At 65.9% G+C, this 19472-nt stretch carries 18 protein-coding genes; 4 read left to right on the forward strand and 14 right to left on the reverse strand.

The genetic code is table 11. The features are described 5' to 3' along the window. Positions 1–40 precede the first annotated feature (40 nt). Complete coding sequence (locus CEY08_RS08410) at positions 41–1057, forward strand: Bug family tripartite tricarboxylate transporter substrate binding protein (protein WP_042795433.1); 1017 nt, start codon at positions 41–43, stop codon at positions 1055–1057. 321 nt (positions 1058–1378) lie between these two features. Next, entirely contained in the window at positions 1379–1741 is a 363-nt protein-coding gene (locus CEY08_RS08415; RefSeq protein ID WP_076817272.1) for a glyoxalase superfamily protein, read from the forward strand. Here CEY08_RS08415 and CEY08_RS08420 read toward each other — a convergent pair. The 12 genes from CEY08_RS08420 to gtdA all read right to left on the reverse strand — a co-directional run bounded on the left by CEY08_RS08420 (position 1738) and on the right by gtdA (position 12856). Then, complete coding sequence (locus CEY08_RS08420; protein ID WP_042795431.1) at positions 1738–2430, reverse strand: ABC transporter ATP-binding protein; 693 nt, start codon at positions 2428–2430, stop codon at positions 1738–1740. The genes CEY08_RS08415 and CEY08_RS08420 overlap by 4 nt on opposite strands. Next, positions 2430–3182: an ABC transporter ATP-binding protein gene (locus CEY08_RS08425; protein WP_063639389.1), complete on the reverse strand. Its 753-nt coding sequence runs from the start codon at positions 3180–3182 to the stop codon at positions 2430–2432. Before CEY08_RS08425 ends, CEY08_RS08420 begins: the two co-directional genes overlap by 1 nt. Beyond that, on the reverse strand, positions 3175–4143 hold the full coding sequence (locus CEY08_RS08430) for a branched-chain amino acid ABC transporter permease (RefSeq protein WP_076817274.1): 969 nt from the start codon (positions 4141–4143) through the stop codon (positions 3175–3177). Before CEY08_RS08430 ends, CEY08_RS08425 begins: the two co-directional genes overlap by 8 nt. Before the next feature lie 11 nt (positions 4144–4154). Beyond that, positions 4155–5069: a branched-chain amino acid ABC transporter permease gene (locus CEY08_RS08435; RefSeq protein WP_082900563.1), complete on the reverse strand. Its 915-nt coding sequence runs from the start codon at positions 5067–5069 to the stop codon at positions 4155–4157. Positions 5070–5138: 69 nt separating this feature from the next. Further along, positions 5139–6314 (reverse strand): ABC transporter substrate-binding protein, encoded by a 1176-nt coding sequence (locus CEY08_RS08440; protein WP_063639391.1) that lies wholly within the window; start codon positions 6312–6314, stop codon positions 5139–5141. A 45-nt stretch (positions 6315–6359) separates the two neighbouring features. Next, the gene (locus tag CEY08_RS08445) at positions 6360–7562 is read right to left on the reverse strand and encodes a 3-hydroxybenzoate 6-monooxygenase (protein WP_076817276.1); all 1203 of its coding nucleotides are present in this window, start codon (positions 7560–7562) and stop codon (positions 6360–6362) included. A gap of 18 nt (positions 7563–7580) precedes the next feature. Next, on the reverse strand, positions 7581–8933 hold the full coding sequence (locus CEY08_RS08450) for an FAD-dependent oxidoreductase (RefSeq protein ID WP_076817278.1): 1353 nt from the start codon (positions 8931–8933) through the stop codon (positions 7581–7583). Positions 8934–8991: 58 nt separating this feature from the next. Then, a complete protein-coding gene (locus CEY08_RS08455) occupies positions 8992–9993 on the reverse strand; it encodes a Bug family tripartite tricarboxylate transporter substrate binding protein (protein WP_076817280.1) in 1002 nt (333 codons plus the stop codon). Beyond that, the gene (locus CEY08_RS08460; RefSeq protein WP_076817282.1) at positions 9986–10369 is read right to left on the reverse strand and encodes a chorismate mutase; all 384 of its coding nucleotides are present in this window, start codon (positions 10367–10369) and stop codon (positions 9986–9988) included. The genes CEY08_RS08455 and CEY08_RS08460 overlap by 8 nt, the downstream gene beginning before the upstream one ends. Continuing rightward, positions 10366–11004 (reverse strand): maleylacetoacetate isomerase, encoded by a 639-nt coding sequence (gene maiA, locus CEY08_RS08465; protein ID WP_076817284.1) that lies wholly within the window; start codon positions 11002–11004, stop codon positions 10366–10368. Before maiA ends, CEY08_RS08460 begins: the two co-directional genes overlap by 4 nt. A 17-nt stretch (positions 11005–11021) precedes the next feature. Next, positions 11022–11720 (reverse strand): fumarylacetoacetate hydrolase family protein, encoded by a 699-nt coding sequence (locus CEY08_RS08470; RefSeq protein ID WP_076817286.1) that lies wholly within the window; start codon positions 11718–11720, stop codon positions 11022–11024. Positions 11721–11803: 83 nt separating this feature from the next. Continuing rightward, entirely contained in the window at positions 11804–12856 is a 1053-nt protein-coding gene (gene gtdA, locus CEY08_RS08475) for a gentisate 1,2-dioxygenase (protein ID WP_063960401.1), read from the reverse strand. Positions 12857–13021: 165 nt separating this feature from the next. Between gtdA and CEY08_RS08480 the strand changes: the two genes are divergently transcribed. Further along, positions 13022–13957, forward strand: a complete 936-nt coding sequence (locus CEY08_RS08480; protein ID WP_042795421.1) for a LysR substrate-binding domain-containing protein — start codon at positions 13022–13024, stop codon at positions 13955–13957. Further along, complete coding sequence (locus tag CEY08_RS08485; protein ID WP_063639397.1) at positions 13957–14502, forward strand: hypothetical protein; 546 nt, start codon at positions 13957–13959, stop codon at positions 14500–14502. Before CEY08_RS08480 ends, CEY08_RS08485 begins: the two co-directional genes overlap by 1 nt. 177 nt (positions 14503–14679) lie before the next feature. On the opposite strand, the gene CEY08_RS08490 is transcribed toward CEY08_RS08485, so the two are convergent. Both CEY08_RS08490 and CEY08_RS08495 read right to left on the reverse strand, forming a co-directional pair. Further along, positions 14680–16158: an efflux transporter outer membrane subunit gene (locus CEY08_RS08490; RefSeq protein WP_076817289.1), complete on the reverse strand. Its 1479-nt coding sequence runs from the start codon at positions 16156–16158 to the stop codon at positions 14680–14682. Between the two features lie 75 nt (positions 16159–16233). Then, entirely contained in the window at positions 16234–19449 is a 3216-nt protein-coding gene (locus tag CEY08_RS08495) for an efflux RND transporter permease subunit (protein WP_063639399.1), read from the reverse strand. Between the last annotated feature and the right edge of the window lie 23 nt (positions 19450–19472).

Raw genomic sequence — 19472 nt, forward strand, 5'->3', positions numbered from 1 at the left:
CTACTGACCGCTATTTATCCGAAGCGAGGAGAACAACATCATGACGCAGACCCCCCGCCGCGCTGTGCGCCGCGCCCTGTTGCAAGGCGCCGTGGCGCTGGCCGCGACCCTGCCTTTTGGCGCGCCCGCCCTGGCCCAGGCCACCGATTTCCCGACCAAGCCGTTGCGCTTTGTCGTGCCCTACCCGCCCGGCGGCCCGCTGGACACCATGGCCCGGATGCTGGCCGAGAAGGTGCGCGGCTCCCTGGGACAGCCCGTCATCGTGGAAAACCGTTCGGGCGCGGGCGGCAACATTGGCGCCGACCTGGTGGCCAAGGCGCCGGCCGACGGCTACACGCTGGTGATGGGCGCGGTTGCAACGCACGCCATCAATCCGTGGCTGTTCGCCAATCTGCCATATGACCCGGTGAAGGATTTCGCGCCGGTGACCATCGTGGCTTCGGTGCCCAATGTGTTGGTGATGAACGTCGAGTTCGCGCAGAAGAACAAGATCGAAAAGCTGGCCGACCTGATCGATTACGCCAAGAAGAATCCGGGCAAACTGAACTACGGTTCGGGCGGCAACGGCAGCGCCGGGCATTTGTCGGGCGAGCTGTTGAAGGCGCGCGCAGGCATCAATGTCGAGCACATTCCTTATCAAGGCGCGGCGCCTGCGCAGCTGGCGCTGCTGTCGGGCCAGTCGGATTTCATGTTCGACAACCTGGCGGCTTCGGCTCCGCTGATCAAGGACGGCAAGGTGAAGGCCCTGGCTGTTACCACCGCCAAGCGTTCGTCGTTGCTGGCGGATGTGCCCACGGTCGAGGAATCCGGGATCAAGGGCTTTGACCTGGGAACCTGGTTCGGCGTGTTCACGACGGGCGGCACGCCGGCGCCGGTGGTGGCGAAGCTGAACAAGGCTTACTCGGACGCGATGCAGCAGGCGGATGTGAAGCAGCGGCTGCTGACGATGGGGTCTGAGGCCGCGCCGATGACGCCTGAGGCGTTTGCTGAGTTCGTTAAGAGCGAGAAGGCGAAGTATCAGGAGATTGTGAAGATCTCTGGGGCTAGCTTGAATTGATTTTTTTGTCTTGATGGGCGTCTTGGGTTCTTGAGACGCCCGGCGCGTCGGTGGCCCGCGGTGCGTGGGCCACCGACGCGCCAGGCTCTGGCGGTTGAAGCTTGACGTCCGCTGGGGCGATTGGCGTTCTTCTGGTTCTTGCCGGCATTTGTGTTTGGGGGGGCGTGTCTTGCGGGGCCCGCCCCAGGCCGGCCGCGCGGGCGGCCTTTTGGGGCTTACGCGGTGGCTTGCGTCGTGCTGCTGTGTGATTGGTGATTGGTGCTTTGCGGTGTGGCTTGTGGTCTATGCTGAGCGTCTTTGCTTACTGACGCCGGGGCCTTCATGCATATCCAAGCTGCTATTCCCATCCTGCGCATTTTCTCCGTCGAGAAGGCGCGCGAGTTCTATCTGGATTTCCTCGGGTTCGAGTGGGACTGGGAGCATCGCTTCGAGCCGGGCATGCCGCTGTATGCGCAAGTGCATCGCGGCGACCTGACGCTGCACCTGAGCGAACACCACGGCGATGCCACGCCCGGGTCCGCGGTGTTCGTGCGGATGCGGGGCGTGGACGAGTTCCAGGCCGAGGTCAACGCCAAGGGCTATGGCTATATGCGGCCGGGCGTGGAAGAGATGCCCTGGGGGCGAGTGATGACCGTCATCGATCCGTTCGGGAATCGGCTGAGCTTCTGCGAATCATCCGACTAGACGCCCAGGTAGCGCTGTGCGAGCTCGGGCTGCGCGGCGAGTTCCGCCGGGCTGCCCTGCCACACGACGCGGCCTTTTTCCAGGACGTGGTGGCGGTCGACGAGGGTGGCCATTTCCTTCAGGTTCTTGTCGATCACCAGAATCGTCTGCCCTTCCTCCTTAAGGCGGCGCAGGCAGTTCCATATCTCCTGGCGGATCAGCGGGGCCAAGCCTTCGGTAGCTTCGTCCAGGATAAGCAGGCGTGGATTGATGAGGAGCGCGCGCCCGACGGCGAGCATTTGCTGTTCGCCGCCGGACAGGGTGCGGGCGGACTGGGCGCGGCGTTCCTTCAGGCGGGGGAACAGGTCGAAGACGCGGCCCACGTGCCAGCCGGCGCGTGCGTTGCGGGCGGTGGCGATCAGGTTTTCTTCCACTGACAACGAGCCGAAGACGCGGCGTCCTTCGGGCACCAGGCCGATGCCCAGCTGCGCGATGCGATGCGGCGGATGCCCCGCTATGGCCTGGCCGTCGAGCAAGATGTTGCCGCCTTGCGCGGGCAGCATGCCCATGATGGTTTTCACGGTGGTGGTCTTGCCCATGCCGTTGCGTCCGATCAGGGACACGACTTGCCGCGCGGCAATGTCCAGGTCTACGCCGAACAGCACTTTGCTGGCGCCGTAACCGGCTTGCAGTTGCTTGACTTGCAGCATCAGTCCTCCTCGCCCAGATAGGCGGCGCGCACGTCGGGGTGCCGGCGCACCTCGTCGGGTGTGCCGGTGAAGATCGTCTTGCCATAGACCAGCACCGTGATGCGGTCGGCCAACGCGAAGACGGCGTCCATGTCGTGCTCTACCAGCAGGATGGCATAGCGGCCTTTTAGTTCCTGCAGCAGGGCGGTCATGCGTTGTGACTCTTCGGCGCCCATGCCTGCCATCGGCTCATCCAGCAGTAGCAGCGAGGCGTCCAGCGACAATGCCATCGCCAGTTCCAGCTGCCGCTTTTCGCCATGAGCCAACTCCGATACTCGGACGTGGGCGCGGCCGCCCAGGCCCACGCGTTCCAGCGCCTGTCTGGCAGGCTGGCGCAGTTGCGGCAGGCGGCGGGCATTCTTCCACAGGTTGAAGCCGCCGGGGCTGTGAGCCTGCACGGCCATGGCGACGTTGTCCTCGGCGGTAAAGGCGGGATAAAGCTGGCTGATCTGGAACGAGCGCGCCAATCCGGCGGCGGGGCGCTTGTGCGCCGGCATGCGGGTGATGTCGTGGCCGTCCAGCAGGATGCCGCCCGCATCCGGCAGGATTTCGCCACTGATCTGCGACAGCAACGTGGTCTTGCCCGCGCCGTTGGGGCCGATGAGCGCATGCAGTTCTCCGGGCAGGACCTGCAAATTGACGCCTTGGGTTGCGCGTACCGCGCCGAAGGATTTTTGCAGGTCGCGGATTTCCAGCTTGGGGTGATCAGTCATGATGCTTGCCTCCCACCAGCCAACCATAGACGCCACGCTTGCCGAACAGCACCACCAGCACCAGCACCGGCCCCAGGATCAGCATCCAGTGTTCCGTCCATGCGGTGGCAACCTGTTCCAGGCCCAGGTACACAGCCACGCCCAATACCGGGCCGAAGATGGAGCCCATGCCGCCCAGGATGACCATGGCCATCAGTTCGCCGGACTTCTGCCAGGACGACATGTCGGGGCTGACGAATAGCGCGTAGTTGGCCCACAGCGCGCCCGCCAGGCCCGTGCCCGCGGCCGACAGAACGAAGGCGGTGAGCCGGTAGCGCAACGGCGCGAGGCCCAGGCCGATGCTGCGGCGAGGATTCTGCTTGATGCTTTGCAGCGCCATGCCGAAGGGCGAATTGACGATGCGGCGGCATGCCAGGACCCACGCCGTCATCAGCGCCAGGCAAACGTAATAGAAGGTGGCGGGGCTGTTCATATCCAGGCCGGGCAGGGTGTTGGGCGTGTCGATGGACAGGCCGTCGTCGCCGCCATACACCATCAGGCCGACCAGGATGAAGTACAGCATCTGTCCGAATGCCAGCGTGATCATGATGAACTGCACGCCCGAGGTGCGCAGCGACAGGAAGCCCACCAGCAGTCCCGCCAGCGCGGCGCCGGCGATGGCCAGCGGCCACATCACCAGCGCCGAGCTGCTGCCGCTCCAGCCGAACAGGGTGTCGCCCTGGCCGAGATGAAATCCCGCGATGCCGATCACGTAGCCACCCAGACCGAAGAAGGCGGCATGGCCGAAGCTGACCATGGCGCCGTAGCCCAGAATCAGATCCAGGCTGACCGCCGCGATGGCGTAGATGAGAAAGCGGGTCATCAGATTGATCAGGAAGCTCTCGCCCGTGGCCGACGCGATGGCCGGCACCAGGACAAACAGCAGCAGCCCGATCGTGTTGACGATGGTTTTTCTGGTCATGGATCTTGTTCCTATCGCTGCGCGGGCACGAGGCCGCGCGGCCTGAACAGCAGCACGATGGCCATCAGGATGTAGATGCTGGCCGAGACCAGGCTGGAACTCGCTGAATCCGACAGCTCCGGCGGCAGCAGCCGCGACATCCAGAACGGAATGTAGGCGCGCCCGAGCGCATCGGTCATGCCGATCATCAGCGAACCCACAAGGGCGCCGCGCACGGACCCCACGCCTCCCACGACGATGACGACGAAGGTGGTGATCAGGATGCGTTCACCCATGCCGATTTCCACGGCCAGCAGCGGCGCCGCCATCACGCCGGCAAAGCCGCAAAGCAGGGCGCCAAGCGTGAAGATCAGGGTGAACAGCCGCTGGATGTTCACGCCCAGCGCATCGACCATTTCGCCGTCATCCGCCCCGGCGCGCACCAGCATGCCGACTCGCGTGCGCGAGATGAGCAGCCACAGTCCCAGCGCCACCAGCACGCCGGCGCCGATGAAGGCCAGGCGCATGAGGGGGTAGTTCAGGCCGGGCAGGAGCTCCACCGAGCCCGACAGGAACGGCGGGATGTCCATGAAGGGCGGGCTGCGGCCGAACAGCACGGTCACCATCTCGTTGGTGAACAAGGTCAGGCCCAGCGTGGCCAGCACCTGGTCCAGGTGATCGCGGCGATATAGATGGCGGATTACCAGCAGTTCCACCACCAGACCATAGAGTGCGGCGCCAGCCAGCGCCGCCAGCAGGGCCGCCAGGAATGAGCCGGTTGCGGCGGCCGCGCTGGCGGCGCAGAACGCGCCCACCATGTAGAACGAGCCGTGCGTCAGGTTGATGACGTTCATGATGCCGAACACCAGCGTCAAGCCCGCCGACAGCAGGAACAGCAAAGCGCTGTACTGCAGGCCGTTCAAGACCTGCTCCAGGAACATCAGCATGGGGGACTCCTTGTGGAGTGGGCCGGCGCCCGGCCGGACTGCGCGCAATCCGCCGGGCGCGGCGCGGGACTACATCTTGCAGTCGGCGGCGTGCACGTCGGTATGGTCGCGCGCGATGACCTTAAGGTTTTTGTAGACCAGCTTTCCGTCCGGGCCGGCTTCGATATGCAGCAGATACCAGTCCTGGATCGGATGCTGGTTGGGGCCGAATTTGAACTTGCCCCGCACGCTGGGGAAGTCGGCGCGGCGCAGCGCGTTGCGGAAGTCGTCCGCGCGGCCGGTGATGTCGCCGTCAACGGCCTTCAGCGCGGAGCCGATCAGGTTGGCGGTGTCATATGCTTGCGCCGCGTAGGCGGTGGGCGCGCGGTTGTAGGCCTTGGTGAATGCCTCCACGAAATGCTTGCTTTGCGGATTGTCGAGGTCCGCGCTCCAGAGGGAACTCAGGTAGAAACCCTTGCCGGCCGTGCCGGTCGCCGCCAGCATGCGGTCGTCCATCGAGTAGATGGGCGTAATCATGCGGATCTTGTCGGCGAGCCCGGAATTGGCGAACTGCTTGGTCAGGTTGATACCCGCGCCGCCGGGATGAAACTGAAAGATGGCGTCGGGGTTGAGCGAACGGATTCGCGCCAGTTCGACCGAGAAGTCGGCCTGTTCGAGCTTGGTGTAGATCTCGTCGGCGATCTCGCCCTTATAGGTGCGCTTGAAGCCTGCAACGGCATCGCGTCCGGCCTGGTAGTTGGGCGCCATGATGACCACGCGCTTGGCGCCCAGTTCATTGGCTGCCAGGCCAGCGGTGTCGGCGTAGGAGTCGTTCTGGAACGCCACCGAGAAGTAGTTCGGGTTGCAGGCCTTGCCAGCGTAGTTGGACGGGCCGGCGTTCAGGCTGACGTAGAAGCCGCCCGCATTCAGCACCGTCGGGCCTACGGCCGCCATGACATTGGAGAAGTTGATGCCGGTGAAGAGCCGCACGCCGCCCTGCACCATTTTGTCGGCGATCTGCTTGGCGTTGGCCGGCTTGAGCGCATCGTCCTCGACGCGCACGTTGACCGGCACGCCCCCCAGTTTGCCGCCGCCTTCCTTCACGGCCAGCATGAACGCATCGCGCTCGTCTTCGCCGATGTAGCCTGCGGGTGTGGACAAGGTGCCGATGAAGCCGATGTCCACGGGCTTGGGCTGCGCGCCGGCCGCGGATGCGGCCAGCGCAAGCATGAGGGCGGCGGTTCCACCGCTGAGGGTCTTCTTCATGGCTGTCTTCTCCTATGTTGATTTTTTTGCTGCTATTCGACTGCTTCAACGAAAAGTGAGGCAGTTCTCCACTTTCCAACCGTACAGCCACTGCAACGCGTCGTAGAACTGGGACTGGCTGCGACCGGTCCACAGCATGTTGCGCACGGTGCGTTCGACGCCCCGCGCGTGATAAAGCCTGCCCATCTCTCGCGTGGACCACACCACGCGCGCGCTGCGCGGAATGCGGACCGATTCATACAGGCGGAACGCGGCTTCCAGGTCGTGCTCGCAGCGCCTGACGGCTTCGCCCAGCGTCACTGCGTCTTCCAGTGCCATGCAGGCGCCCTGGGCCATGTATTGCGTCATGGGATGGGCGGCATCGCCTAGGATGGTTACACGGCCCTGGCCCCAGCGCTCGACCGGCTCGCGGTCGGCGGTGGCCCAGCGCTTCCAGGACGTGGGGCGGTCCAGCATCTGGTGGGGGCGGGGGTGTATGCCCTGGAAATAGGACAGCACTTCCTCCTTGCTGCCCTCGCGCACGCCCCATTCTTCCTGTTCGCGGCTGTGGAAAGTCACCACCAGGTTGTATTGCTGGCCGCCGCGCAGGGGATAGTGCACCAGGTGGCAATGCGGGCCAGCCCACAGCACGGGCGCGTTGATGCGCAGTTCCTCCGGCATGTTCTCGCGCTCGACCACGGCGCGGTACACCACGTGGCCGGTCACGCGGGCCGGGTCACCGATCATGCGCTCGCGGATCACGGACTTCACGCCGTCGGCGCCCACCACGGCGTTGGCGCGGTAGCGGTTGCCCTGCGTGTCCACCACTTCCACACCCTTGTCGTCTTGCGACATGGAAGCAATCTGCGTAGACGTGCGGAAGCGGATCAACGGATTCTGCTGCACGGCCTCAAGTATGGACAAGTGGATGTCGGCGCGATGAATAACCGCATAGGGACCGCCGAAGCGATTGCGGAAGGCCTCGCCGGTATCGATGCGCACGACTTCCTTGGCATCCACCGCGTCCATCATGATGATGTGGTCTGTGAATACGGCGCGGTTCCTTGCGGTCTGTCCCACACCCAGGGCATCCAGCGCCGCGAAGGCATTGGGGCCCAACTGTATGCCGGCGCCGATCTCGCCAATGTGTGCGGCCTGCTCCAACAGTTGCACGGCGATGCCCTGACGGGTCAGCGCGAGCGCGGCTGCCAGCCCGCCAATGCCGCCGCCCACCACGATCACGGATTTTTCAGTTTGCGTTGCGTTCATGTGTGGCCTCCGCGCCGTTCAGTCCTGGCCGCCCAGGAACACGCCTTGCTTTACCAACTGCGCTTGCAAGGCGGGGATGGGAACGTCGCCCGGGGCAATGCCGGCGCGTAGCGCCATCGCGGCGGCCGTGCCGGCAGCCTCGCCCATCACGAAGCAGCTGCCGCTGACTCGCGCGGCCGACTGGCCTTCGTGCGTCATGGAGGCGCAGCGGCCGGCCACCAGCACATTGCCGGCCACGCCCGCGGCGCGTTTTGGCACCATCATGCGGAATGGCAGCTGGTTGTATCCGCGCGACTCCGGAATCGGCGGCCACAGCCATTTCACGTCGCCCGCCGTGTGCATTTCCAGCGGCCAGCCATTGACGCCGATGCTGTCGGGAAAGTCGGCGCAGCCCAGCACGTCTTCCTGGCTCAAGACGGCTTCGCCCACGATGCGGCGTGTTTCGCGGATGCCGAGCTGAGGGGCGATGTCCAGCACGTAGGCGTTTTCGAAACCCGGTACCTTGGCGCGCAGAAAGGCTAGGTATTGCACGATCTGGCGGCGCCCTTCGAGCTCGCCCGCCGACAGGGAATCGGCATCCGTGCCATCGGCCGCGCTGCCGTCGGCGTTGGCCAGCTGGGTCACGTTGACCCGCCATTCGTAGTCATGTTTTTGCGGACGCACGATGGCGCCGCGGCGCGGGAAAGTGAATTCACCGCTCGCCGCGGCCTGGTCCATCAACTGCGGGATCGTCTTCCAGGCTTCCTGCGCGCGGACGCCGTCAACATTGCCCACCTTGAACATCAGCGTGGGATAGAGCATGCCGCCGTGCTCGTCGCCTTTCTCGAAAGGCAGGCCGCCCCACTGGGCGATGTCGGCATCGCCCGAGCAGTCGATGAAGATCCTGCCGCGCACGGCGCAACGTCCGGATTTGGTTTCCAGGAACAGGGCGTCCACGTTGCCATCGGCGCCGCGGACAAGGTCCGTGGCCAGGGCATGGAACAGCACCCGGGCGCCGCTGGCCTGCAGCAGCCCGTCGGCGGCGCACTTGAAGGCCGAAATGTCATAGGCCTGGGCATGTATTTTGCCCAGGATCAGGTGCGGGTCGTTCAAGCCATCCATGGCGCGCATGCGGTCCAGCAGCTCGTCCGTCATGCCATGGACCACCTGGCGGATGTCGCCCCGCACGTTCGCGTGCAGGCCGCAGAAGTTGGATACGCCGGCCGCAGTGCCCATGCCTCCCAGAAAGCCGTAGCGTTCCACCAGCAGCACGCTGGCGCCATTGCGCGCGGCGCTGGCGGCGGCCAGAAGCCCGGCAGGGCCGCCGCCCAGCACGACGGCGTCATATTCGCCGTAGATCGGGACCTGGCGGGCGGGTTCGGTGATGACCATCCCATTCTCCTTGCATATGCCGAGCCGGGCAGCGCCTTGCGGCGCGCCCGGCGCTGGTTTACTGGCCCTTGATGCCCAGCTTCTTGATCAGCGGCTCCCAGCGCTTGAGTTCGTCGTCCATGTAGGCGCGGAACACGGCGGGCGTGGTGGCGGCGGGATCCATGAACTGGGCCTGCAGGCGCTTGGTGACTTCCGGGTCGCGTATGGCCAGGATCAGCGCGTCGGACAGCTTCTTCTGGATGTCGGCGGGGACCTTGGACGAGATCACGAAGCCGATCCATGCAGAGCCTTCGATGCCCTGCACGCCAACTTCCGCCAGCGTCGGAATCTCGGGCAGCAGCGCGGACCGTTTGGACGAAGTGACGGCCAGCGCCTTGAGACGTCCGTCCTTCACCATGGGCATGACGGCGATGGGCGGCAGCGCGGCGAACTGCGTGTCGCCCGACAAGAGCGAAGTCAGCGCGGCGGGCGACGAGGGGTAGGGCACATGCGTAGCGCGCGCGCCGGTCTGCTGCAGCATCAGTTCCACGGCCAGGTGCGACACGGTGCCGGCGCCCGTGGACGGGAAGTTGTACTTGTCCGAGTTTTTCTTCAGCGCGTCCAGCAACTGGCCGATGTTTTCGATGCCGGCCGTGGCAGGCACTACCAGCACATTGGGCTGGTGCACCGCCAGCGTCAGCGGCGACAGGTCGGTCGCTGGCGCGTAGGGCAGCTTGTCGAAGAGCAGGGTGTTGTTGACCAGCGGGCCGGTGATGGACACGCCGAAGGTGTAGCCGTCGGGCTTGGCGTTCGCAATGGCATAGGTGCCGATGTTGCCGCTGGCGCCCGGCTTGTTTTCAATGACGATGGTCTGGCCCAGGATTGCGCCGGCCTTTTCGCCGACGATCCGGGCCACCTGGTCGGGGCTGGACCCTGGCCCGAAGGGGACGATGGCCTTGAGCGGCTGCGTCGGCCAAGCCTGGGCATGTGCCGCGGATACCGGCGCCAGCGCGGCCAGGCCCAGGATCAGCGCATGGGTAGCGATACGGCGCGCCCACAGAGGCACGGTGTGCTTATTCATGGGTGTCTCCCAGGTCCTTCATGGCGTTGAAGTAGGTCTGTTCGTTGGCGATGAAGGCCGCCACCATGGCCCGGTAGGTGGCGTCCACCACCTGGTCCAGATTGGCGAAGCCCTGGTTGTGGCGTTCGGCCAGCAGGCGCGCTTTTTCGAAGACCTGCGCCTGGCGGGCGGGCGCGCTGACCTGGAAAGCATCGCGCTTGAAGCGCGCGGCGTCCTTCACGTACATGGCGCGCTCGGCGATGAGGCGCACGATCTCATCGTCCAGCCGGTCGATGTTGGCGCGCACCTCAGCCAGCGTGGCGCAAAGCGGACGGTAGGACGGGTCGGTATAGGCGCGCAGCGGGGCGCCCTGGGTATCGGGTTCCTGGTTGCTCACTTTGTATAGTCCGGTTGCCGGTTGGGAGCGGCCTGCTGGAAGGCGGGCTGCGCATTGCAGTGTTCGTAGATGCGCAGGGCATTCGTATAGGCGGAAAGATCGCAGCCCATGCGCAGCGCGTTTGCCACTTGCGGAACCAGGCAGCAGTCCGCCAGCGTGGGCGCGTCGCCGAAGCAGTAGGCGCCGTGGCCATGGCGGACCAACAGCGCCTCCACGGCCGTCATGCCTTCGCGGATCCAGTGGTGGTACCACGCGTTCTTCTGTTCGTCGCTGGCGCCCAGCACGTCCTGCAGGTAGCGCAGGATGCGCATGTTGTTGACGGGATGGATATCGCAGGAAATGGCGTCCGCCAGCTCCAGGACGCGGGCCCGTTCGAGCGTGGCGGCGGGAACCAGGCGCGGTTCGGGATAGGTGGCGTCCAGGTAATCGACGATGGCCAGCGATTGGGACAACTGGATGTCGCCATCGATCAACAAGGGCACGCCCGCCGACGGGTTCTTGACCATGTAGTCCGCGGCGCGCTGCTCCTGCTTGCGCAGGTTCACGGGCAGATAGTCGTAGGACAAGCCCTTTAGCGCCAATGCGATGCGCACGCGGTAGGAGGTGGAACTGTTGAAGAAGCTGTGCAGTTGCATGCGGGTTCCCGGAAGGTTCACGCCATCTGCACGCTGAGCGTGCCCAGGCCGTCGACGCCGCCGACCATCTTGTCGCCGCGTACCACGGGGCCCACGCCCTCGGGCGTGCCGGTGTAGATCAGGTCGCCGGCTTCCAGGCGGAAGTACTTGGACAGGTAGGCAATGGTCTCGGCCACGGACCAGATCAGCTTGCCGATGTCGCTTCTTTGCTTGTCGGCGCCGTTTACCTGCAGCCAGATGCCAGCCTGGTCGATGTTCCGGACCGAGGCGGCGGGATGCAGCGGGCCGATCGGGGCGCTGAGATCGAAGGCCTTGCCCAGTTCCCAGGGGCGGCCCGCTTCGCGCATCTTCATCTGGAGGTCGCGGCGGGTCATGTCCAGGCCGACGGCATAGCCCCAGACGTGTTGCAGCGCTTCTTCGACGGGGATGTTCGCGCCGCCCTTGCCGATGGCCGCGACCAGTTCGATCTCGTAGTGCAGGTTGGCGGTTTCCGGGGGGTAAGGCAGCGACAGCGTGCAGCCCTCCGCCACGGGCACCACGGCGTCGGCCGGCTTGCAGAAGAAGAACGGCGGTTCACGGTCGGGATCGAAGCCCATTTCGCGGGCGTGCGCGGCGTAGTTGCGGCCCACGCAATAGACGCGGCGCACGGGGAAGCTGTCCTGGCTGCCGGCGACCGGCACGGCGATGGGGGCGGCGGGATCAAAGACGTAAGACATGGGTCACCTTTATGTATGTGTATGCACGGCCGGGGTCCGGCGCGGCCCCGGCCTGAAATGGCAATAGAGGAATGCGGCGGCGTTCAGCCGACGCGCGCTTCGCGCCACACGCCCAGCGCGTCCTGCACGGGGCGGTCGGAATAGCTGAACAAAGTGGCGTCGTCCAGCGCCGCCAGTTGCACGGGCTGCCAGGACGGGGCGACGAAGACGTCGCGCGGGCCGAAGTTGAATTCCTGGTCGCCGATGCGGGCCGTGCCGCGGCCTTCGACCACGCTGTAGACCGTGGAGTCGGTGCTGCGGTAGGTCTTGCCGTGGAAGCCGGCGGGCAGGAACTGCATGAAGGTGGCCATGGTCGGCATGGGATAGCCGCCCGTGGCTGGATTCAGGTAGCGCAGCTTCACGCCGTCCCACGGGTCCAGTTCGCCATGGCGGTAGAGCTGGTCCAGTGCTTCGCGGCTGCGTTCGTAGGGGTAGTTGAAGATGGGCGAGGTGCCGCTGGCGGTCTGGTGCCGTACGGGCGCCATGTTGTGGCCGTAGCGGGCCATGCTGTCGCCTTCCGGCCGCGTCACGGGCTGGGTGGCCGAGGGATAGTTTTCGGCGAAGCCCGCGTCGAGGAAGCGCAGCAGCGGGATGTCCAGGCCGTCCAGCCAGACCACTGGTTCGCCGCCCTCGGCGGTCTCCGCATTGCCGTGATCGTGCCAGGTCCAGGACGGCGTGATGATGAAGTCGCCGGGGTGCATGGTGGTGCGTTCGCCGTTCACTGCGGTGTAGGCGCCGCGGCCTTCGACGATAAAGCGCAACGCCGACTGCGTGTGGCGATGGCTGGGGGCGATTTCGCCGGGCAGGATCAGTTGCAGGCCCGCGTACAGGCTCTGGGTGATGCTGGCCTGCCCGGGCAGGCCCGGGTTTTCCAGGATGAGCACGCGGCGCACGGCTTCTTCCGCCGTGATGAGCGTGCCAGACGCCATGACGTCGTCGCGGACGTCTTCGTATTTCCAGATGGCGGGTACGCAACGCGGCGCGGGTTCGCGCGGCACCAGGTTGTGCAGGGACTCCCACAGCGGGGCCATGTGCTTGCGGGCGATGCGGGCGTAATAGGCGGCGCGGTCCGCGCCGGGATTGTGACCGTCGGGCATGCTTGTCTCCGGAATGTCCGGCTGGCGCCGGCTTCGCGTGGCCGCCGCGTGGTTCGCGGCTGGTTCTGATGTGGAGACGATTATGCGGAAGGAGCTATGTGTTTTGAAATGAAATTATCTTATTATCCATATCAATAAGAATATACATACGAGACGAGGGCCTGCATGGACTGGACCCACCGGCTGCGCTTGCGCAACCTGAAAATGCTCCTCAGCCTGGCCCAGACCCGCAACATCAGCCATTCGGCGGCGATGCTCAATACGACGCAGCCGGGTTTGTCCAAGTGGCTGAAGGATCTGGAAGACGACATCGGGCTGCCGCTGTTCGAACGGCACGCGCGCGGCTTGCGGCCCACGCCGCACGGCGACGTGCTGATTGCGCATGCCCAGCGGGTGGAGGCGCAGCTGGATCGCGCCAGCGCGGACATGGCGGCGCTGCGCGAGGGCGGCGGCGGGCGGGTGGTGATCGGCGCGTCCGGCGCGTCGGCCTCGGACACGGTGCCGCTGGCGGTGATGAAGCTATTGGAGCGCATGCCGCAGGCGCGCGTGAAGTTGGTGGAGGGCACTACCGACTTGTTGCTGGCGCAATTGGCGCAGGGTGACCTGGATATCGTGGTGGGGCGTTCGGCGCCCGAGCACCACGATCCCGCGATCCGCTTCGAGGCGCTGTACCTGGAACCCATCCATTTGGTGGCGCGGCCGCGGCATCCCCTGTTCGCGATCGAGCAGCCGTCCTGGCAGGATCTGTTGTCCTACCGCTGGATCCTGTGGCCCAAGGGCACGCCCATCCGCAATGCGGTGGACGCGGCGCTCGCGGCGGCGGGACAGGCGCCGCCGCCGGACCATGTCGAGTCCAACTCGGTGACCATCAATCTCACGCTGATCAACAACAGCGACATGATCGGAGTGGCTTCCCACCGCGCGGCGCTGCGGTTTTCGCAGATGCGGGCGATGCGGATCATTCCGGTGCGGCTGTCCGGATTCGGATCGGTGGCGATGTATTGGCGCGAAGACCCGTTCCGTCCTATCGCGGTGCAGGAGGCGATGGCGGCATTGCGGAACACGGTGGCCGAACACGCGCCGGGCGCGGCGAGGGCGTGATGGAGGCGCCGCGGGCGGGGCTGAACGCGTTGATCGCGCAGTGCCGCAAGCTGGAAGCCGCGCTGCCGGAGCGGGACGAACCCGCCATGTCGGCGGCGATGCATCGTTTCGTGGCGGCCATGGACGCGCGGCGCGCGCCGCCGGGAATGTGGTCGCCGCTGGTGCTGGCGGTGCTGGTAATGACGGGTGGAATCGGCGTGGGGATAGGGGTGCTGAGCCTGCTGCTGCGAGGTGCCGGCCCTGCGTTGGCGGCATTTGCGCTGGTGCTGGTTTGTGCACTGACCGCGCTGGCGCTGGCTATCGGGGTGGTGGCGTTCATGGGCGGGCACGCGTTCGGGCTGGTGGTGCTGAAGCGGCTGGCCTTGGGGTTGATTGCCGTCGGCTTTCTGGGAGTGATTGCCTGGACGCAGGGGGATGTGCGGGCGGTAGGGCCGGTAGTCGCCTTGCTCGGCGGGCTAGGGGCCTGGTTGGTGCTCAATAGCAATGGGTTTTATGTGTTTGCTGGGTATCAGATGGCTCGGAGGTATATGGAGCGGCGGGGGTGATGGTTTGGTTTGATTGTTGAGGCATCTGTGGGCTCCCCGGGTTGAAACTTCACGGGCGCTGGGGCGGGTGGTGTGCTTGGCGTTCTGGCCACGGTCGGTGGCGTGTCTTGCGGGGCCCGCCCCAGGCCTGCCGCGCGGGCGGCCTTTTGGGGCTTAGGCTTTTTCTTGCGATTGCGCTTACTTCGCCGCCACCGTCTCCGGCGGCACGGGGTTTTCCCAGCCGCCGCCGATAGCGCGGATCAGGCCTACGGCCGAACGCGCTTGTTCGCCGCTGAGCTGCACGGCGACGCGTTGCTGCAGCAGCACGCTGCGGTCGGCTTCGATTACATCGAGGTAGCTGATGGAGCCTTCTCGATACTGCGTATGCGAAAGCTTGGCGGCGCGGGCGGCGGCGTCGACGGCGGCGTCTTGCGCCTTGGTCTGGTCGGCCAGGATGCGCAGGTTGGCCAGGTGGTCCTCCACTTCGCGGAAGGCATTCAGCACGGTCTGGCGGTAGACGGCGACATCTTCTTCATAAACGGCTCGGGCGCGGTCCAGGCCGGCCTGGCGGCGGCCGCCGTCGAAGATGGGCATGGACAGCGCGGCGCCGACCAGCGGACCCAGCAGGAAGGTGCGGCTGGACCACTGGAACAGGTTGCCGAGTTCCGATGACTCGTAGCCGAAGGCACCGGTAATGTCCAGGCGCGGGAAGAAGGCGGACTTGGCCGCGCCCACGCGGGCGTTGGCGGCGGCCATGGCGCGTTCAGCGGCAGCAATGTCGGGGCGGCGTTCCAGCAGCGTGGACGGCAGGCCGGCCGGGATGGACAGGGCGACCTTCTGGATAGGTTGCTCGGGCATGGCGAAGTCCGCGGGCGCGCGGCCCAGCAACACGGCCAGGGCGTGTTCGGAGGCGGCGCGGCGGCGGTCGATGCCCAGGGCCTCGGATTGCGCGCTGGCGAGTTCGGCCTTGGCGCGAGCCAGGTCGAGTTCGCTGATGTCGCCGGCATCGTAGCGGCGCTGGATCAACTGGAGGGTGTCGGTGCGCAGCTTGACTGTCTGGCGGTAGAGCTGCGATTCGGCGTCCTGTTCGCGGACCAGGAAGTAGGTGGTGGCGACGTCGGCTTGCAACGCCAGCAAGACGGAACGGTACAGCGCTTCGCTTTGCTGCGCGTCGGCGCTGGCGGCGTCATAGGTGGAGGCTACTCGGCCGAACAGGTCGGCCTCGTAGGACACGGCGCCTTGGGCGCGCCAAGTCGTCACCGGGCTGGTCGAGGTGCCGTCGGGCAGCCCCTGCGACACGGCCGAGGGGCGCTGCCGGTTGGGGCCGAAGGCGGCGTCCAGGTTGGGGAAGAAGCCTGCGCGGGCCTCGCGCTGCAACGCGCGGGACTGGGTCAGGCGGGCAGCTGCGGCCTGGAGGTTCTGGTTGGCCTTCTGGGCTTCTTCCTGCAACTGGTTCAGGCCTTCGTCGCCGAACACTTTCCACCAGGCGCCGCGCAGCGCGTCTTCCGACGGCTCGGCGGTTTTCCAGGTGCCGGCTTCGGAGGCGGGCAGGGCGGCTTCCTTGAATGCCGCGGGGACCGCGGCCGAAGGCCGTTCGTAGGTGGGGCCCACCGCGCAGCCGGCCAGCACGAGCAGGACGGCAAGCAGGGCGGAACCGCGGGTAAGTCTTTTGATCATGATGACTATTCTCTTGTGGGCGCCTCCCGCCGCCGGGGCGGGAGGCGCTGGCTATGCTATTTCCGGCCCGCGGGGTCAGGCGTTGTGCTGCGTGGCGGGCGGCGCATTCGGGTCCAGGTGCGGCATGCACACCGGAGCTTCGTGCGGCGCGGCGGAGTGCAGCTTCTTGCCGCCCAGCGTGCGCAGCAGCACGTAGAACACCGGAGTCAGGAACAGGCCGAACAGGGTCACGCCCAACATGCCGAAGAACACGGCCACCCCCATGGCGTGGCGCATTTCAGAGCCGGCGCCCGAGGACAGCACCAGCGGCACCACGCCCATGATGAACGCGATGGACGTCATCAGGATGGGGCGCAGGCGCAGGCGGCTGGCTTCGATGGCGGCTTCCAGCGGACCGCGGCCATTCATCTCCAGTTCGCGGGCGAATTCCACGATAAGAATCGCGTTCTTTGCCGACAGGCCCACCAGCACCATCAAGCCGATCTGCGTGAAGATGTTGTTGTCGTTGCCGGTCAGGTAGACGCCCGTCAGCGCGGCCAGGATGCTCATCGGCACGATCAGGATCACTGCCAGCGGCAAGGTCAGGCTTTCGTACAGCGCGGCCAGCACCAGGAACACCAGCAGCACACTGATGGGGAACACCCACAGGCCGGCGTTGCCTGCCAGGATCTGCTGGTAGGTCAGGTCGGTCCACTCCATCTTCATGCCGCGCGGCAGGGTCTCGGCGGCCACGCGTTCGGCCGCGGCCTGGGCCTGGTCGGACGAGTAGCCCGGTGCCGGGCCGCCGTTGATGTCGGCGGCGGTGTAGCCGTTGTAGCGCACCACCATTTCCGGCCCGAAGGTCTGGTTGACGGTGACCAGCGAGGACAGCGGCACCATTTCGCCGGCGACGTTGCGGGTCTTGAGCTGCAGGATGTCATCGGCATGCGCGCGGAATTGCGCGTCCGCTTGCGCCCGCACCTGGAAGACGCGGCCGAATCGGTTGAAGTCGTTGACGTACATCGAGCCCAGGTAGATCTGCATGGTGTCGAACACTTCCGTCACCGGCACGCCCAACTGCTTGGCCTTGACGCGGTCCAGGTCCACGTCCAGCTGCGGCACGTTGATCTCGTAGCTGGAGAAAGCCGGGCCGAGCTCGGGGGTCTGGCGAGCCTTGGCCAGGAAGGCGGCCTTGGCACGGTCCAGCTCGGCGTAGCCGGCGGCGCTGCGGTCTTCGATCTGGAACTTGAAGCCGCCCAGGGTGCCCAGGCCCATGACGGGCGGCGGCGGGAACACGGCGATGAACGCATCCTGGATGGCGGCGAACTTCTGGTTCAGCGAGCCCGCGATGGCATTGCCCGACAGCGCGGCGCCCTTGCGCTCATTGAAGGGCTTGAGCATCACGAACACGATGCCGGCGCTGGAGCTGTTGGTGAAGCCGTTGATCGACAAGCCCGGGAAGGCGATGGCGCTTTGCACGCCGGGTTCCTGCAGGGCGATATCGCTCATGCGGCGGATCACGGCGTCGGTGCGGTCCAGCGAGGCGCCGTTGGGCAGCTGGGTGAAGCCGATCAGGTATTGCTTGTCCTGCGCCGGCACGAAGCCGCCGGGCACCAGGTAGGAAATGCCGATGGTCGCGGCCACCAGCACGGCGTACACGCCCATGGCGCCCGCCTTGCGGCGGATCACGCTGGACACGCCCGTGCCGTAGGACTCGGAAGCGCGGCCGAACATGTTGTTGAACCAGTTGAAGAAGCGGCCGAAGACGCGGTTCATGCCGCGGGTCAGCCAGTCCGGCTTCTCGTGGTGGCCCTTGAGCAGGATGGCGGACAGGGCCGGCGACAGGGTCAGCGAGTTAAAGGCCGAGATCACCGTCGAGATGGCGATGGTCATGGCGAACTGCTTGTAGAACTGGCCGGTCAGGCCCGTCATGAAGGCCAGGGGCACGAACACCGCGCACAGCGTCAGCGCAATGGCGATGATGGGGCCGCTGACTTCGCGCATGGCGCGATAGGTCGCGTCGCGTGGACTCAAGCCTGCCGCGATGTTGCGTTCGACGTTCTCCACCACCACGATGGCGTCGTCCACCACGATGCCGATGGCCAGCACCATACCGAAGAGCGACAGCGCATTGATGGAATAGCCGAAGATCAAGAGCAGCGCGAAGGTGCCGACGATGGACACCGGCACGGCCAGCAGCGGAATGATGGACGCGCGCCAGGTCTGCAGGAACAGGATCACCACCAGCACCACCAGCGCGATCGCTTCCAGCAGCGTGTGAACCACCGCCTCGATACTGGCGCTGACGAACTGGGTGGGGTCGTACTCGATGCGGTATTCGACGCCCGGGGGGAAATCCTGGGCGAGTTCGGCCATGGCCGCGCGCACCTTGGTGGACACGTCCAGCGCGTTGGCGCCGGGCGATTGCATGATGCCCATGCCCACCGCCTGCTTGTTGTCCAGCAGCGAGCGCAGGCCATATTCCTGCGCGTCGAGTTCGACGCGCGCCACGTCCGACAGATGCGTGACCGCACCGTCCGGCGAGGTCTTCAGGATGATGTCGCGGAACTCTTCCTCGGTCTGCAGGCGGCCGCGCGCGTTCACGTTCAGTTGCAGCGGCACGTCGCCCAGCGTGGGCGAGGCGCCGATGACGCCGGCGGCGACCTGCACGTTCTGTTCGCGGATGGCGTTGACGACTTCGGTGGCGGTCATGCCGCGCTGGGCGACCTTCTGCGGGTCCAGCCAGACGCGCATGGAGTAGTTGCCCGAGCCCCACACGGTCACTTCGCCCACGCCCGTGATTCGGGCCAGGCGGTCCTTCACGTTGAGGATGGCGTAGTTGCGCAGGTAGGTGATGTCGTAGCGGTCGTTGGGTGAAATCAGGTGCACCACCAGCGTCAGCGTGGGCGAGCTCTTGGCCGTGGTCACGCCCAGGCGCTGCACGTCCGGCGGCAGGCGCGGCAGCGCTTGCGACACGCGGTTCTGCACCAGCTGCTGGGCCTTGTCGGGATCCACGCCCAGCTTGAAGTTCACCGTCAGCGTCAGGTTGCCGTCGCTATTGGCCTGCGACTGCATGTACAGCATGTCCTCGACGCCGTTGATGGACTCCTCCAGCGGCGAGGCCACGGTTTCGGCGATGACCTTGGGGTTGGCGCCCGGATACTGCGCGCGCACCACCACCGATGGCGGCACCACCTCCGGGTACTCGGAAATGGGCAGCTGGAACATGGCCAGTATGCCCGCCAGCAACACCAGGATCGAAAGCACGCCGGCGAAGATTGGCCGGTCGATGAAGAATTTCGAGATATTCATGGACGTTCTCGTTAGACGCGCCG

This window comes from Achromobacter insolitus (assembly GCF_002209555.1).
In the GTDB taxonomy this organism is placed as follows: Bacteria; Pseudomonadota; Gammaproteobacteria; order Burkholderiales; family Burkholderiaceae_B; genus Achromobacter; species Achromobacter insolitus.

What these genes read in the sequence shown, in the direction of transcription:
- CEY08_RS08410 (WP_042795433.1), top strand. Translation starts at nt 41, where the DNA reads ATGACGCAGACCCCCCGCCGCGCTGTGCGCCGCGCCCTGTTGCAAGGC.
- CEY08_RS08415 (WP_076817272.1), top strand. Translation starts at nt 1,379, where the DNA reads ATGCATATCCAAGCTGCTATTCCCATCCTGCGCATTTTCTCCGTCGAG.
- CEY08_RS08420 (WP_042795431.1), bottom strand. Translation starts at nt 2,430, where the DNA reads ATGCTGCAAGTCAAGCAACTGCAAGCCGGTTACGGCGCCAGCAAAGTG.
- CEY08_RS08425 (WP_063639389.1), bottom strand. Translation starts at nt 3,182, where the DNA reads ATGACTGATCACCCCAAGCTGGAAATCCGCGACCTGCAAAAATCCTTC.
- CEY08_RS08430 (WP_076817274.1), bottom strand. Translation starts at nt 4,143, where the DNA reads ATGACCAGAAAAACCATCGTCAACACGATCGGGCTGCTGCTGTTTGTC.
- CEY08_RS08435 (WP_082900563.1), bottom strand. Translation starts at nt 5,069, where the DNA reads ATGCTGATGTTCCTGGAGCAGGTCTTGAACGGCCTGCAGTACAGCGCT.
- CEY08_RS08440 (WP_063639391.1), bottom strand. Translation starts at nt 6,314, where the DNA reads ATGAAGAAGACCCTCAGCGGTGGAACCGCCGCCCTCATGCTTGCGCTG.
- CEY08_RS08445 (WP_076817276.1), bottom strand. Translation starts at nt 7,562, where the DNA reads ATGAACGCAACGCAAACTGAAAAATCCGTGATCGTGGTGGGCGGCGGC.
- CEY08_RS08450 (WP_076817278.1), bottom strand. Translation starts at nt 8,933, where the DNA reads ATGGTCATCACCGAACCCGCCCGCCAGGTCCCGATCTACGGCGAATAT.
- CEY08_RS08455 (WP_076817280.1), bottom strand. Translation starts at nt 9,993, where the DNA reads ATGAATAAGCACACCGTGCCTCTGTGGGCGCGCCGTATCGCTACCCAT.
- maiA (WP_076817284.1), bottom strand. Translation starts at nt 11,004, where the DNA reads ATGCAACTGCACAGCTTCTTCAACAGTTCCACCTCCTACCGCGTGCGC.
- CEY08_RS08470 (WP_076817286.1), bottom strand. Translation starts at nt 11,720, where the DNA reads ATGTCTTACGTCTTTGATCCCGCCGCCCCCATCGCCGTGCCGGTCGCC.
- gtdA (WP_063960401.1), bottom strand. Translation starts at nt 12,856, where the DNA reads ATGCCCGACGGTCACAATCCCGGCGCGGACCGCGCCGCCTATTACGCC.
- CEY08_RS08480 (WP_042795421.1), top strand. Translation starts at nt 13,022, where the DNA reads ATGGACTGGACCCACCGGCTGCGCTTGCGCAACCTGAAAATGCTCCTC.
- CEY08_RS08485 (WP_063639397.1), top strand. Translation starts at nt 13,957, where the DNA reads ATGGAGGCGCCGCGGGCGGGGCTGAACGCGTTGATCGCGCAGTGCCGC.
- CEY08_RS08490 (WP_076817289.1), bottom strand. Translation starts at nt 16,158, where the DNA reads ATGATCAAAAGACTTACCCGCGGTTCCGCCCTGCTTGCCGTCCTGCTC.
- CEY08_RS08495 (WP_063639399.1), bottom strand. Translation starts at nt 19,449, where the DNA reads ATGAATATCTCGAAATTCTTCATCGACCGGCCAATCTTCGCCGGCGTG.